Raw genomic sequence first — 14369 nt, 5'->3', positions numbered from 1 at the left:
CGATCAGGCGCGGGGGACGCACTCATCATGGATCAGGCATCTCTATTCATCGCCGCAGGCATTTGCGCTGCTGCGCTGGCCCTGACGATCCTGAGCGCATGGTTTTCCAGCCGGGCAGACATCTTTCTGGTCGGCTGGACGCTCGGCATGTTACTTTTGGCCGTTGGTGTGCTCGGCTATCACCTAATGCCCACCGATAATATGCGACTGGTTGCACTCGCCTTCGGCACCGAGCTTGCCGGCTTTATGGTCATATATTGTGCAGCAAGAAAATTCACCGGGCACCGCACGTCACGACAGACCCTTGTAATCTTACTTGCCACAATCCCCCCGGTCGTCGTGCCGACCCTCGCAGGATATGACGGCCTGGGCATCGCCATCTACAACTTCATGGCTGCCGCGCTCCTCGTGGCGACAGGCCTTCACTACTGGAAGGCGCGTGCGGAAGCGCCATCAGCCATCACCGCGATGTCCGCGATCTACGTCCTGTCGGCCTTGTCATTCTTCGCTTGCGGCGTCGTACTTATTCAGCAGCGACAGCTTGTGCTTCACGCTCCCCCAGCCAACTGGGCCGAGCAGATCAACGCGATCGCCTGCATCGCAGGCATCACCGGCATAGGCGCCCTGTCGCTGAGCCTCAACAATCTGCGCGCCGCACGCCGACACCGGGAGGAAGCCCGCACCGACCCGCTCACGGGACTTCTGAACCGGCGCGCCTTGTTCTCCATGATGGAGACGCGGCCGCTAAGGGCGGGCAGCGCGGTGATTGTTTTCGACCTCGACCATTTCAAGAGCATCAACGACCGCTTCGGTCATGCCGCTGGTGACGAGGTTCTACGCTGCTTTGGATCGATCATGCGGGAGAACATACGCGAGGGCGACATCGCAGCACGAACCGGAGGCGAAGAATTCGTTCTCGTGCTCCATCACGCGTCGCCCAAAGTGGCGACTGCCGTTGCGGATCGCATCCGAATGCTATGTGCGCTAAGCGCTATGCAAACCCCGTCAGGAAGGCTTTCCGCGACTGTCAGCGCCGGCATTGCGTTCGCCGCGAATGACAGCGCCAGCTTCGATGAAGTCCTCCACCGCGCCGACGCCTCACTCTATCGCGCCAAAGACGACGGACGCGATCGCGTGGTGCTTGACGAAGATTATCAGGCCGTGGCGTGAGAAATCCGCTAGCCGACGAAAGCGCGCTCGACGACAAATTCAGCCGGCTTGTTGTTCGCACCTTCGGTGAGATCGAAACTTTCCACCAGCGCCTTCACATCGCGGATCATGTCCATCGAGCCGCAGATCATCACCCGATCAACCGCCGGATCGAAGGCAGGCACGCCAAGATCTTCGAACAATTTGCCGCTCTCGATGAGGTCGGTGATGCGCCCCATCTTCGCTGAGGTCTCGCGGGTCGTCGTGGCGTAATGACGGAACCGTCCGTCAACCAGTTCGCCGATCAGCGGATCTTCCACCAGCGCCTTCGACAGCTCCTCGCCATAGGTCAGCTCGCCGACATCCCGGCACGTATGCGTGAGGATGACATCCTCGAACTTCTCATAGGTCTCAGGATCGCGCATCAGGCTGGCGAACGGCGCAAGTCCGGTGCCGGTCGAGATCATCCACAGGCGCTTGCCCGGCGTCAGCGCGTCAAGCACCAAGGTCCCGGTCGGCTTTGGCCGCATCAGCACCGTGTCGCCGGGCTGGATTTTCTGCAGGTGCTGCGTCAGCGGGCCATCTGGAACCTTGATCGAATAGAATTCCAGCTCATCATCCCAGGCCGGGCTGGCAACGGAATAGGCGCGGAACACCGGCTTTTCAGCGTTCGGCAGACCGATCATGACAAACTCGCCCGAGCGGAACCGAAATGATTGAGGCCGCGTGATACGGAAAGAAAACAACCTGTCTGTATAGTGGCGCACGGAAACAACTTTTTCCGCGTGTACGTTCGCTGGAATCGGAAATTCCACGGGACGTGCGTTGCCGATTTCCTGGCGCGCAGCTGTATTCATTCCGTCGGTCCTGTCTTCTGATTATCTGGCTGCGCGGCGCGAGGCCAACCGCTTCTGCTTGATGCTTGCCAGCGACAATTATTAGTATACAAATGATTATTGCGTCAAGATCAGGGTCTAAACTGGCATTCCAAATTAGGCGTCGAGGGTAGATGCAACGTTCCCGGTTGCCCGCATGAATGAAAATGCCGCAATGTCATCCGGAGGGGTTGTGACCGGGATCGACGTCGGCGGAACTTTCACTGATCTTCTCCTTATCGATAGCAGCGGCAACGGCCAGATCCGCTTGGCCAAGGTTCCCACCACCGTCGAAAATCAGGCCTTCGGGGTCATCGCAGCACTGGACGAAACCCGCGTTTCCTTAGCTGATATAGATCTTATCGTCCACGGAACCACCACGACGACCAATGCGGTTCTTGAACGCAGGCTTGCCCGCACGGGCATGATCACCACCGCCGGCTTTCGCGATGTGATCGAGCTTGGCCGGCGCACCCGCCCGCAAGCCTACGGCATGACCGGGATCTTCGTGCCGGTCATCCCGCGCGATCTGCGCCTTGAAGTGCCCGAACGCATGGAGGCAAGCGGCAAGGTCCGCATCTCGCTCGACGAGGAAGCCGTCGCTGAAGCCGCGCGCGATCTCCTCGCCAAGGGGTGCGTATCCGTCGTCATCCACTTCCTCCACGCCTATGCCAATCCGGCTCACGAACAGCGCGCCGCCGAGATCGTGCGCGCCATCTGGCCTAACGAGCATGTGACGACCGGCCATTCACTTTTGTCCGAAGCACGCGAGTTCGAACGCGGAGTCACCGCCGCTGTCAACGCCTCGGTCCAGCCAATCCTCAAGCGCTACGTCGCGCGCCTTGCCGGTGAATTGTCGGCGCGTGGCTATGCCCGCGACTTCCTCGTCATGAACGGCAATGGCGGCATGATTTCCGCACGGTTCGTCGCCGATGAGGCCGCAAAAACCGTCATGTCAGGCCCCGCGTCCGGCGTCATGGCCGCCGCCTACACCGCGCGCCGCGCCAGCTTTGCCAACATCGTCACCTATGACATGGGCGGCACTTCCACCGACGTTGCCCTCATCCGCGACGGCCAGCCATCGGTCTCGAACGAAATCGAGATCGAATATGCGATGCCGATCCACGTGCCGATGGTCGACGTGCACACTGTCGGCGCTGGCGGTGGCTCGATTGCCCGGCTCGACGAAGCCGGCCTCATCAAGGTTGGCCCCGAAAGCGCCGGCGCAACCCCCGGCCCCATCTGCTATGGCCGCGGCGGCACTGAGCCAACCCTTTCCGACGCCAATCTCGTCCTTGGCCGCCTCAACCGCAAAAAGCTGCTCGCCGTCGACAATCCCGTCGCGCTCGAGACCGTCGAGCAAATCTTCGCCGACAAGATCGGCAATGGCATCGGCCTTGATGGCGTTGCCGCAGCCGGCGCAGTCCTCAAACTCGGCAACCTGAAAATGGCTGGCGCGGTCCGTATGGTCTCGGTCGCCAAGGGTCGTGACCCGCGTGATTTCGCACTCTTCGCCTTCGGCGGTGCCGGCCCGCTCCACGCCTGCGCCATCGCGCGTGAGCTTTCGATCCCAAAAGTGATCGTGCCTGCCCGCCCCGGCATTACCAATGCGCTCGGCTGCGTCGTCGCCGACCTTCGCCACGATTTTGTGCGCACCGTGAACCGACCCGTCGCTGACGTCGACGAAGCCGCACTCACCGACCTTCTCGCGGCGCAAGCAGCGGAGGGCGAAAAACTGATCGCCAAAGAAGCAATCCGTCCCAAGGCGCTGCGTTTCATCCACTCTGCCGACATGCAGTTCGTCGGCCAGACGCACCTCATCAACGTGCCGTTGCCGAGCCGAGAAATCCGCCGGGCCGAATTGCAGGCACTGTTCGAACAAGCCTATTTCGCCCGCTTCCGCGTCGAGCTTCCCGAAATCCGCGCCAACCTCGTCAACCTCAACACATCCGTCATCGGCGAGCGCCCCGACATTGATCTCTCCACGCTGATCGACCCGTCTGGCCGGCAAGCAACGCTCGACGCCGCACTCATCGAGCGCCGTCCGGTCTGGTTCGACGGTGCCTGGATCGACACGCCCGTCTACGCCCGCGAAAAACTCCCCTTAGACGCCACCTTCCCCGGCCCCGCCATCATCGAACAATTCGACGCCACGACGGTCGTCGAACCCAACGATCACGTCACCACCGACAGAGATGGCAATTTGATCATTGAGGTAGGCGGATGAGAGCGGTGGCTGGAAATGCTGGTGCCAAGGCACCCCCACCCCTTACCCCTCCCCACAAGAGGGAGGGGAAACATGAAACCATGCGCCTCACGATCCCACTAGCCCTAGGCGTAACCCTTCCAGAATCCCCCTCCCCGTTGTGGGGAGGGGTAAGGGGTGGGGGTAGCACCGTCTCCGCCTCACACCACGCCCATCGTAGAAAACCGCATGGTGCCCGGCCATGACCCCCATCGACGCCGTCACGCTGTCCGTCATCGAAGCAGGCCTCCAGCAGGTTTGCGATGAAATGGATCTGGCCTTTTCGCGCTCGGCATTTTCGCCAATCATCGCCGAGGCCAATGATCGCTCGGATGGGATCTATTCCGCAGAAGACGGCTCGCTGATTGCGCAGGGCGTCGGTGGGTTGCCGGTCTTTGTCGGGGTCATGCAGTATTCCACTCGCACGATCATCGAGATGATCGCGCGAGGCCGGGTTCTCGCGCCACAAGAGGGCGATATCTACATCGTCAACGACCCCTATCTTGGCGGCACCCATCTGATGGATGTGCGTTTTGCCATGCCGGTCTTTCGCGATGACAAGATCTTTTGCTGGCTGTCGAATACCGGCCATTGGCCGGACATCGGCGGCGCAGTGCCCGGCGGCTTTTCGGCTTCAGCCACCGCCGTCGAGCAAGAGGGCCTTCGCCTTCCCCCGGTGAAACTCTTCAAGAAGGGCGCGCTCGACCCCGAGATCTACGCCATCATCACGTCGAACATCCGCATTGCCGAGCAGCGCATCGGCGATATTAAGGCTCAAGCGGCGGCGCTCCATGTCGGCCAGGAGCGTCTGTTCGCGATCCTTGACCGCTACGGCGACGAGACCGTTATCGACGCCATCGCGGAACTTCGTCGCCGCGCCGCCACCCGCATGCGCGCCCGCATCGCGGCGATCCCGGATGGCACCTATCACGGCATCGCCTATGTCGATTCCGACGGCGTGGTGAATGAGCCACTCGAAATCCGTCTCGCCATCGACAAGGCCGGCGATACGCTGACCTTCGACTTTGCCGGCTCAAGCCCGCCTTGTGCAGGGCCGATGAACTCGGTGCTGGCGACGACGCATTCGTCGGTCTACCTCGCGATGCGCCACATCTTCCCCGATGTACCGATCAGCGCCGGCGCGTTCGAACCACTGGTGATCCGCAAACCGGAAGGCACCTTCCTCGACGCCGCGTATCCGCGCCCCGTCTCGGGCTGCGCGGCGGAAGTCTCGCAACGCATCGCCGAAGCTGTCTTCTCGGCCATGGTCAAAGCCCTGCCTGATCAGGTGACGGCAGCGCCCGCCGGCTCCAGCGGCAATTTCGGCCTTGGAGGTTTTGACCCCGAGCGCAACCGCGCCTTCGTGCTCTACCAATTGTCGGGCGGCGGCTATGGCGGCAATGCCGACCATGATGGCCTCTCCAATGGCTGCTCGACCATCGGCATCTCGAAATCGCCGCCGGTCGAAATCATGGAGCAAGGCTACCCGATCCTCTACAACCACTATCGCCTGCGAGAAGGCTCTGGCGGTGCCGGCAAACAGCGCGGCGGCATGGGGCTCGACTACGAGATCGAACTTCTGCGCGGCGACGCACGCGCCTCCTTCGTCATGGATCACGGCCGTTTCGGCCCGCAAGGCGCGCTCGGCGGTAAGGATGGCGGGGTCAATACCGTCACCGTCTTCCGCGACGGCGAAGAACATGTCCCGCCGCATCTATCGAAGGAACAGGATATTCCGCTGAAGGCCGGCGATCGCGTTCGCGTCGGAACACCCGGCGGTGGCGGCTATGGCAATCCGAACGAGCGTTCGCCCGAAAAGGTGCTGAACGATGTGCGCCTCGGCTATTATTCGGAAGCGCAGGCCGAAGAGCTGTTCGGCGTCGTGATCCGCGATGGCACGATAGACACCGCCGCAACGGCTTCCTGTCGCAGCCGGATCAACTGATCCTCGACAAGAGCCGCATCAAAGTTGCAGTTTCGTCCGGCGTCAGCGGCGCGACCGTTTCTGCTGAAATGTCGGCCGCCATGCGCTTGAGCCGCGTCACCGCTTCACGCCCCGTGTCGGTGAGGCTCACCATCAACCGGCGGCGATCATCCTCATGCTTGCCGAGCGCGACGAGCCCCCGGCTGCATAACCGGTCGATCACGCCCTTGATCGTCGCGCCATCCATCGCAACCAAGGTGCCAAGCTGGTTCTGTGAGGTCTCGCCGACCTCATCAAGCTTGGCGAGCGCCGCAAATTGCGGCGGGGTGAGTTCGCCGATATGCTTGGCAAAGATCGCGATGTGGCGCTGGTTCGCCTTGCGCAGCACAAAGCCTATCTGCTCGTCGAGAACGTAGTTCTTCGGGCTGCTCACCGCAGCCCGTCCTCGCCCTTGATCTGCCAGACTTCAAGCCCGCCCATGCGCGAATGAACGCGCCCACCGCAGGACATGGCGAGCACGAACAGGATTTCATCCGGCCGCGGCCCGTCCGGCGCGGTCACCGTGATCGCATCAAAGTGGCTGCGCACATAGGCAGCGTTGGCATGGCCGAGTGGCACGTCGAGGCTGGCGCCAAACGCGCCGACCTTCATCGCCGATGGCACGATCGCCTTGGTCGCGCCCAGCCGCTCGCGCATCGCATAGCCGCCCGGCACATGCCACAGCGCGCCATGCTCGATCTCACCCGCCGTGCCGACAATCGCGCCCTTGCCGTAGCCGTCGATGGTAGAAATATCGCCGCCCAGCGCCCCGATTAGCTTGTCGGTGAGTGCCAGCCCGAGAGCCGTCAGATCATCCATCGCCGATTGCAATTCCTCGGCGTAGGTGCCAGCAAACGGGTTCGACACCAGCGCCATTGCTGCGCCGCGCCGGCGTGGTGTCTCAGCCACCGGCCCGCCATCATGCATGATCTCCTCGGTCACCACCGCGATCTTGCGCACCTTGAATTCAGGCATGAACCAAACTCCTCCGCGTCTCATTGGCCAGCGCGCCGGCAAGGCGGCTTTGACCTTTCAGGAACAGCGCTGCCGAGACAATCAGCCCCCGCGCCACAAACTCTTCTGCGACCAGCAATCCGCGCTCCAGCGCCTGCGCAATCTCGCGATCATCAAGCGCGCCCACCCCCGTCGTCACCAACCGCGCGCCAAGATCGCTGTCAGGCGCAAGCACGTTCGCCGGGGTGCGCTCGATCGCCGGATGCTCCGGCAGATCCACGGCGTTGGCAATCAACGTTGCGGCCGCATCAGCTAATGCCGCATCCTCGGCCAGCACCGTCACTGCATCGGCAATGCCGAGCGAGTGGCTGCGCCCGCGCCAGCCGCTGGTGGCGATCCCGCGCACCGGATCATCAAAACGGATCGTCACGCGATCAGCAAAACTATGCCCGGTACCGGCAATCGCCGCCTTCATCTCCTCGCCCGGCGCGAGGAAGAGCGCGTTATCACCGCCATTGTTGACATAGGCTCGGCGCAGACGTCGCCCGCGCAGCATCGCAGCCATCATTTCATCCGCCACACTGCCCGCCACCGCCGCCATCGGCGTGATGAATTTTCCGCTGGCAAGGCGGCTAACCGCAGCCTCCATGCGCTGTGCCGTCCGCCCTCGAAACGGCCTCGCGATGGTCGTCGAAGGCGCGCGCAACGCGGCAAGTTCTTCAACGAGCTCGGTCAAGATCGTCGCAAAACGGACCTTCGCCTGCGAATAGGCGGCCTCGACCTCGGCATAATCGCCAAAGGCTTCGATGATCAGATCGATCGGACCATGATTGAGATGCAGCCGTTTGCCATCGGCCAACATCGCCGCTTGCGGGCCGATCATGACGGCCGCTCGCGCCGCAATTGCGCCAGCGGCGGCCACGGATTGCCGCTCGGTGCCTGCGGCGTCGCGCGCGGATTGAAATATTCACCGCCCCGATCCAGCACATCGTCCACGCTGCGGATCTCGCCCGCATAGCCGCCCAGCGCCTCATAGTGATCGCGGCGCATGGTGAATTCGAGAGGCGCGACCAGCGCCGGTGTCGGCACATAGCCAAATGAATTGTCGGGCAGTCGCGTCACGTCCACCATCAGCGTGATGCCGCCGCCCGGCCAGACATAGACGGGCGCGCCACCGCACGTGACATAGGTCTGCAAGCGTTGCACCGAGCGCGTCAGGTTGACCGGATTTTCCGTCACGCCTGCACGCAGTGAGCCCCCCGCCCCGCCCATGAAAAGCACGGTGCACAAAGCCGGCTCACAATTGTCCTCAATCAGATCAACGGATTTGCGTAGCCGTTCCGGAAATGGTTTTTCGACGGGCTTCAGATCATCGTCGAGTTCGAAATAGGCAAACTGCTCGCCGGTCGTCGACACCATCATCAGCGACAGGCCCGGCCGCGCGCCCTTCTTTGCGTTCCAGTCCCCCAAAATCTCGAGCGGATCGTTCAGCATCGTGCCGCCCCAGCCGAGACCCGGCTCCGACACCCTGAAGTACCGGCCCGGCGTCGAGCGTCGCCCGACGATCTTGATGCCGGTATCTTGCCAGCCGATCACCTTGCCGGCCTGATGTTCTGACACCACGCCGGTAATGTGGTCATCGACCACGACCACTTCGTCGACGAGCCCCTTCCACTGTGTCGCGAACATGCCGATCGTCGCCGAACCGCAGCCAACACGCATGCGATGCTCGGTGCGCCCATCGATGATCGGCGGCTGTCCGGCCTGCACGATAATCGTCGAGCCGTCATCGATGGTGAGTTCTACCGGCTGGCGATTGCACAGCGCCAGCATCGCTTCGCAGGTCACGCGCCCTTCGGACTTTGATCCGCCGGTAAGATGCCGCACGCCGCCGATCGACAGCATCTGCGAGCCATATTCGGCCGTCGTTACATGCCCGATCGGCTCGCCTTGCGCCCGCACGATCGCCGTTTCTGCGCCGATATGGCGATCCGTGTCGATCTTCACCTTGACGCCGCAATAGGAAAAGATCGCCTCGGTCACGACCGTCACCAGATCAACGCCCTCGACCTCCTGGCTGACGATGAACGGGGCGGGCTTGAAGTCGGGATAGGTCGTGCCAGCGCCAATCCCGCTGACAAACCGCCTTTCGCAATTGACCGGATTGCCATCCCAGTTGTCCGAAACCGCAACCGCCTCTCCGCCGGTTTCCGCACGATGTTCGAGGATCGCCACCGGATCACAACGCACGATCCTATTGCCAAAATTGCCATACCGATCGCATGCCCCGGTCCGACCTTCGGCGATGTAACACATCACCGGACACGCATCGCAGCGCAGCTTTTCAGCTGGGGAGGTGGCGGGTTGGGTTTGGGTGAGTTCATCCATGGCAACACCCGAGGCGATTGCAGACCCCAACACTTAGAACCGCAGCGGCTGAAATACCCCCACCCCTCACCCCTCCCCTCAAGGGGGAGGGGAAACGGTGAGGCATGCGCCGTTCGATATTCCGTCTCTCGGTGTGGTACCTCTCAATATCCCTCTCCCCCTCGTGGGGAGGGGAAAGGGTCGAGGCTACTTGTCGCGCCAACCTCGTCCCCACTCTCTTCGCTCTATCCTCAAGCGCCAGCGCAAAGTGTTGAACTGCTGCCCGCAGACGCGAGTACACACTCAAATCCCCCTCCTCCCTGTGGGCAGGAGTTAGGGGTGGAAGTAATCGCCACGCCAGCGCCAGATCACTCATTTCACCGCCCCCGCAGCACGAATGGCTGCAAGCACGCGCTCCGGCATTGCTGGCACCTTCGTCACCCGCGCACCGCACGCATGGCGTATCGCGTTCAAGATGGCTGGTGCGGTCGGGATCAGCACATGTTCGCCAAGTCCCTTCGCGCCATAAGGACCTTCCGGATCCGGCACCTCAATCAAAATGGTTTCGATCGGCGGCACGTCGCCAATGGTTGGAATGAGGTAGTCGTGGAGGTTTTCGGTACGGCCCGGAACATATTCTTCCATCAGCGCGAGCCCGATGCCTTGCGCGATGCCGCCCTCAACCTGCCCTTCCGCCAGAAGCGGGTTGATCGCGCGGCCAACATCATGCGCCGCCGTGATCTTGATCAGCTTCACTGTGCCAAGCTTCAGATCAACCTCAAGCTCAGCAATCTGCGCGCCCCAGCCATAAACGGCGTAAGGCTTGCCCTGCCCCTTGGCGTCGAGAGGTACGGTCGGCGGATCATAGCTTTCACATGATGCAAAGACGAAACCATCCTCATCAGCGGGAAGATCGCCGAGAGCAATCGTGCGGCTGGCATCTCCCTCACGCACTTGCAACGCACCACCGTCAAGCGACAGCGTCGCTGCGCCCGACACATTGGCAAAGCGCAAGATCGCATCGCGCAACGCTTTGCCGGAAAGTTCTGCCGCCTTGCCGGAAATGTATGTCTGCCGCGAGCCCGACGTTTTGCCCGCGTCCGGTGTCAGCGCCGTGTCGCCATAGACGAAGTCGAAGGCGTCAAGCGGCAGGCCCAGCGCCTCAGCCGCAATCTGCGCGATCACCGTGTTCGAACCCTGCCCGATATCGACCGCGCCCTGATGCAGCACGATGCGCCCATCGCGCGTCACGCCCATCTTCATCGTCGACGGGTTCGGAATGCCAGTATTGCCACAACCGTACCAGCACGAAGCAACACCGACACCGCGCTTCACATGCTCATGCGTTGCATTAAACGCTTGCGCGTCTTTGCGCGCGCGCTGCCAGTGCGGCTTCAGCGCTTCGAGGCAAGCGACAATGCCAACGCCGCTCTCGATCACGTGCCCACTCACCGTCGACTGCCCATCGCGCAGCGCGTTTGTGAGGCGCAGGTCCAGCGGGTCAAGGCGAAGCTGCTCGGCGAGTTCGTCGTAGAGCGTCTCTTGCATCAGCGCGGCTTGCGGCACGCCAAAGCCGCGAAATGCCCCAGAGATCGGCCCATTCGTATGCACACCGCGCCCGACGGCACGATAGTTCGGCGTAAAATACGGACCCGATGCATGCACCGGCACGCGCACGGCAACCGTCGGTCCCCAGCTGGCATAAGCGCCGGTATTGAACTCGCCCTCAAACGCCATCGCCTGAATGCGCCCATCGCGGTCGGCCCCGATCGTCGCCACCATGGAAGCCGGATGGCGCTTTGTGGTCGAGGCCATCGATTCCTGCCGCGAATAGACCATCGCTGCGGGTCGCCCGGTCTTCAGCGCCACCAGCCCGATCAGCGGCTGTACAGATAGATCAAGCTTCGAGCCAAAGCCGCCACCGGTCGCGGTCGGAATCACGCGGACTTTTTCACGCGGCAAGCCGAGCACCATCGCAGTGTCGTCCCGGTCCATCACCGGCGATTGCGTGCACGCCTTGATGACCAGCACATCGCCATCCATGAAGGCATAACCCGCCTCAGGCTCGATATAGGCGTGCTCGACATAGGAGGTTTCGAGCGCACCCGTGACGATCACTGCCGCCTCGTTCAGCGCCGTCTCGATATCGCCGCGCTCAACGACGCCTTGCAGCAAAATATTGTTTTCACGGCCCTCATGCAGACGCACAAAACCGTTCTTCGCGACGTCCGGCGTCAGCGCGTGCGGAAGCTCTTCCCAGCTGATCGGGAAGGTCGAAAGGTCGAGTTCTTCCACCGCCTCGCGCTCGCCGGCAATCACCGCCACCGCCTCACCGCGAAACCGCACCACATCTTCGGCCAGTGCCGGCTGATCGGCAAAGGCCGGGATGACGCCAAAGGCGTTGCGGCCCTCGATGTCCCTGCGCGTATAGACGGCAACTATGCCGGGATGCTGCGCCACGAACGCATCAAGATCGCCGAACGCAAACCGCGCGTGCCAGTAGGGCGAGCGGATCGCGATGACCGACAGCGCATCGTCCGGCCGCTCATCTGCACCAAACAGTTCCGTCCCGCGCACCTTCGGCTCGCCATCCAGCCTTGGGATCGACGCGCCGACGCCCCAGTCGTTCGTCGGCCACGGCGTCAAGTTGACCGCGTCCATCACCGCCGCGATGATCTTGCGATAGCCGGTGCAGCGGCAAAGGATACCGCCCAACGCATCCAGCACTTCCTCTTCGCTAGGCGTCGGGTTCTTTTCGAGAAGCGCAGCGCCCGCGACCAGAAAGGCCGGCGTGCAAATGCCGCATTGGGCCGCGCCGTGGCGCAGGAACGATTGCTGCAGCGCCGAGAGGCTGCCATTGGCGATGCCCTCGACCGTGCGCACCTTGGCTCCATCAACACCCGCGGCGGGCGTCAGGCACGCGCACACCGTCTCGCCATCGACAAGTACGGTACACGCACCGCAATCGCCCGCGTCGCAGCCAACCTTGGTTCCGATCAGTTTCAACTCGTCGCGTAAAACCGCAGAAAGCCGCGCCAACGGTGCAACATCAAGCGTGTGCGCCTTTCCATTCACGTCGAGGGAAAGGCGCATCTCGCTCATGCCGCTTTCTGCCCTTCTGTGTAGGTAAGGCAGGCTCTGACTGCCCGCACGACGATCTCTCGCGCGGCCTCACGCCGATAATCTGCCGTCGCACGCACATCATCGATCGGCGATATTTCAGCGAGGCTGGACGCTGCGATGACCGCCTCGACCTGGCTTGCCGAAGCGCCTCGCAGTTGAGCTTCCAGTTCGCTCAAACGCACCGCGACCGCCGAGCACGAACCAACGGAAATCGCGGCATCCGCGATACGACGGTTCTCATCCAGCACCAGCCTCGCCGCCACCATCGCAATCGAGATGACGAGATAGCGCCGCGCGCCAAGTTTGACGAAATGGCTAACGCCTTCGGCCGCGCGCTTTGGCACTTGGACGGCTGTGACCAGCTCATCTGACCGCCGCGCGATCTGGCGATTGCCAAGAACGAAATCGGATAGCGGCAGATACCGCGTGCCCTCGATCGACCGCAGTTCTACCTCGGCATCCAGCGCCAGAAGCGGCGGCACGCCGTCGGCAGCGGGCGACGCGTTGCAGAGGTTGCCGGCAATCGTGCCGACATTCTGGATCTGCACCGAGCCGACCTCGCGCGCGGCAAGGCGCAGCATGTCGAAGGCTGGTGGCAGATGCGCGGCCTTGGCGATATCGCTCCAGGTCGCACGCGCGCCAAAGACAAAATACTCGTCATCCTCGATAATGAAGCGCAAGTCGCGCAATCCGTTGAGGTCGAGCACGTCATCATGGATCGGTCGGTTGCCTTGAGCGGGATAAAAGTCGGTGCCACCGGCAATAAGCCGCCAGCTCCCGTCGCCGAGAAGCGCGATTGCCTCGTCCACTGACTTCGGTTTCGCGTAGCGCATCTGATATGCTCCCGGCAAAATGATGCGCCGAAACTCATTCGTATGCAAACGATATTACCCTGCGGCAACTTGCACTGCGCTGCGTTTGGGTCGAGCGTCCCGGCAGAAGCTGTGAAGGAGATTCTTGATGAGCGCCAACGCCCTGATCGTCGTCGACCTGCAGAACGATTTTTGCCCCGGCGGCGCGCTCGCCGTAAATGGCGGCGACGAGATCGTGCCGCTGGTTAATCGCCTGATCGGCGAGTTCGACCATGCGGTCCTGACGCAGGACTGGCACCCGACTGGCCACTCCAGCTTTGCCTCGTCGCATCCGGGCGCCGATCCTTTCAGCACCATCGAGATGCCTTACGGTCCACAGACGCTTTGGCCCGACCACTGCGTGCAAGGTACCAAGGGCGCAGAATTCCATGCGGACCTCGAATGGACCAAGGCCGAGCTTGTTATCCGCAAGGGCTTCCGTAGCGCGATCGATTCCTATTCGACCTTCTTTGAAAACGACCACGAAACGCCGACCGGCCTTGCCGGCTATCTGCGCGAGCGCGGCATTTCGGATGTGACGCTGGTCGGCCTCGCCACCGACTTCTGCGTCGCCTACTCCGCCATCGACGCCATGCGCCTCGGCTTCAAGGCCACCGTCCTGATGGACGCCTGCCGCGCCATCGACCTCGGCGGCTCGCTGGAAGCGATGAAGCAAAAGATGCGCGATGAGGGCGTGGTGCTGGCGTAAGCTAGCGCCAGACGCCCCCTCCGCCCCTTCGGGGCACCTTGTAAGTTAAATCCCGCCGCATCTGCTATCATTGTTGGTGCGGTGGCGGATGCGAGGCCGCAGCCACCTGGGGACACCAAGCCCGTGGGGGAGC

Annotated in this window: 11 protein-coding genes; 4 read left to right on the top strand and 7 right to left on the bottom strand. The window is 62.4% G+C overall.

Features of this window, described 5'->3' with window-relative positions:
* Nucleotides 1-27 precede the first annotated feature (27 nt).
* A complete protein-coding gene (locus IOD40_RS16645) occupies nucleotides 28-1170 on the top strand; it encodes a GGDEF domain-containing protein (RefSeq protein ID WP_198477833.1) in 1143 nt (380 codons plus the stop codon).
* A gap of 8 nt (nucleotides 1171-1178) precedes the next feature.
* On the opposite strand, the gene IOD40_RS16640 is transcribed toward IOD40_RS16645, so the two are convergent.
* Nucleotides 1179-2006 (bottom strand): ferredoxin--NADP reductase, encoded by an 828-nt coding sequence (locus IOD40_RS16640; protein ID WP_198477832.1) that lies wholly within the window; start codon nucleotides 2004-2006, stop codon nucleotides 1179-1181.
* Between the two features lie 175 nt (nucleotides 2007-2181).
* Between IOD40_RS16640 and IOD40_RS16635 the strand changes: the two genes are divergently transcribed.
* Together IOD40_RS16635 and IOD40_RS16630 are read left to right on the top strand one after the other, a co-directional pair.
* Entirely contained in the window at nucleotides 2182-4251 is a 2070-nt protein-coding gene (locus IOD40_RS16635; protein ID WP_198477831.1) for a hydantoinase/oxoprolinase family protein, read from the top strand.
* Between the two features lie 220 nt (nucleotides 4252-4471).
* Entirely contained in the window at nucleotides 4472-6214 is a 1743-nt protein-coding gene (locus IOD40_RS16630) for a hydantoinase B/oxoprolinase family protein (RefSeq protein ID WP_198477830.1), read from the top strand.
* On the opposite strand, the gene IOD40_RS16625 is transcribed toward IOD40_RS16630, so the two are convergent.
* The 6 genes from IOD40_RS16625 to IOD40_RS16600 all read right to left on the bottom strand — a co-directional run bounded on the left by IOD40_RS16625 (nucleotide 6207) and on the right by IOD40_RS16600 (nucleotide 13509).
* Nucleotides 6207-6626: a MarR family winged helix-turn-helix transcriptional regulator gene (locus IOD40_RS16625; RefSeq protein ID WP_325099762.1), complete on the bottom strand. Its 420-nt coding sequence runs from the start codon at nucleotides 6624-6626 to the stop codon at nucleotides 6207-6209. The two genes, IOD40_RS16630 and IOD40_RS16625, sit on opposite strands and share 8 nt — an antisense overlap.
* Entirely contained in the window at nucleotides 6623-7207 is a 585-nt protein-coding gene (locus IOD40_RS16620; RefSeq protein ID WP_198477829.1) for an amino acid synthesis family protein, read from the bottom strand. The genes IOD40_RS16625 and IOD40_RS16620 overlap by 4 nt, the downstream gene beginning before the upstream one ends.
* Nucleotides 7200-8069 carry a UPF0280 family protein gene (locus IOD40_RS16615; RefSeq protein ID WP_198477828.1) on the bottom strand — a complete coding sequence of 290 codons (870 nt, stop codon included), beginning with the start codon at nucleotides 8067-8069 and terminating at the stop codon, nucleotides 7200-7202. Before IOD40_RS16615 ends, IOD40_RS16620 begins: the two co-directional genes overlap by 8 nt.
* Entirely contained in the window at nucleotides 8066-9574 is a 1509-nt protein-coding gene (locus IOD40_RS16610) for a 6-hydroxynicotinate reductase (protein ID WP_198477827.1), read from the bottom strand. The genes IOD40_RS16615 and IOD40_RS16610 overlap by 4 nt, the downstream gene beginning before the upstream one ends.
* Before the next feature lie 351 nt (nucleotides 9575-9925).
* A complete protein-coding gene (locus IOD40_RS16605; protein WP_198477826.1) occupies nucleotides 9926-12655 on the bottom strand; it encodes a molybdopterin-dependent oxidoreductase in 2730 nt (909 codons plus the stop codon).
* Complete coding sequence (locus tag IOD40_RS16600) at nucleotides 12652-13509, bottom strand: FAD binding domain-containing protein (protein ID WP_198477825.1); 858 nt, start codon at nucleotides 13507-13509, stop codon at nucleotides 12652-12654. Before IOD40_RS16600 ends, IOD40_RS16605 begins: the two co-directional genes overlap by 4 nt.
* Nucleotides 13510-13636: 127 nt before the next feature.
* Here IOD40_RS16600 and pncA point away from each other — a divergent pair, with 127 nt between their 5' ends.
* Nucleotides 13637-14236 carry a bifunctional nicotinamidase/pyrazinamidase gene (gene pncA / locus IOD40_RS16595; protein ID WP_198477824.1) on the top strand — a complete coding sequence of 200 codons (600 nt, stop codon included), beginning with the start codon at nucleotides 13637-13639 and terminating at the stop codon, nucleotides 14234-14236.
* Nucleotides 14237-14369 lie beyond the last annotated feature (133 nt).

The organism is Aquamicrobium zhengzhouense (assembly GCF_016124105.1).
Taxonomy (GTDB): domain Bacteria; phylum Pseudomonadota; class Alphaproteobacteria; order Rhizobiales; family Rhizobiaceae; genus Aerobium; species Aerobium zhengzhouense.
This window is presented reverse-complemented; position numbering and strand designations above follow the sequence as displayed.

What these genes read in the sequence shown, in the direction of transcription:
- IOD40_RS16600 (WP_198477825.1), bottom strand. Translation starts at nt 13,509, where the DNA reads ATGCGCTACGCGAAACCGAAGTCAGTGGACGAGGCAATCGCGCTTCTC.
- pncA (WP_198477824.1), top strand. Translation starts at nt 13,637, where the DNA reads ATGAGCGCCAACGCCCTGATCGTCGTCGACCTGCAGAACGATTTTTGC.
- IOD40_RS16635 (WP_198477831.1), top strand. Translation starts at nt 2,182, where the DNA reads ATGAATGAAAATGCCGCAATGTCATCCGGAGGGGTTGTGACCGGGATC.
- IOD40_RS16645 (WP_198477833.1), top strand. Translation starts at nt 28, where the DNA reads ATGGATCAGGCATCTCTATTCATCGCCGCAGGCATTTGCGCTGCTGCG.
- IOD40_RS16605 (WP_198477826.1), bottom strand. Translation starts at nt 12,655, where the DNA reads ATGAGCGAGATGCGCCTTTCCCTCGACGTGAATGGAAAGGCGCACACG.
- IOD40_RS16640 (WP_198477832.1), bottom strand. Translation starts at nt 2,006, where the DNA reads ATGAATACAGCTGCGCGCCAGGAAATCGGCAACGCACGTCCCGTGGAA.
- IOD40_RS16610 (WP_198477827.1), bottom strand. Translation starts at nt 9,574, where the DNA reads ATGGATGAACTCACCCAAACCCAACCCGCCACCTCCCCAGCTGAAAAG.
- IOD40_RS16630 (WP_198477830.1), top strand. Translation starts at nt 4,472, where the DNA reads ATGACCCCCATCGACGCCGTCACGCTGTCCGTCATCGAAGCAGGCCTC.
- IOD40_RS16615 (WP_198477828.1), bottom strand. Translation starts at nt 8,069, where the DNA reads ATGATCGGCCCGCAAGCGGCGATGTTGGCCGATGGCAAACGGCTGCAT.
- IOD40_RS16620 (WP_198477829.1), bottom strand. Translation starts at nt 7,207, where the DNA reads ATGCCTGAATTCAAGGTGCGCAAGATCGCGGTGGTGACCGAGGAGATC.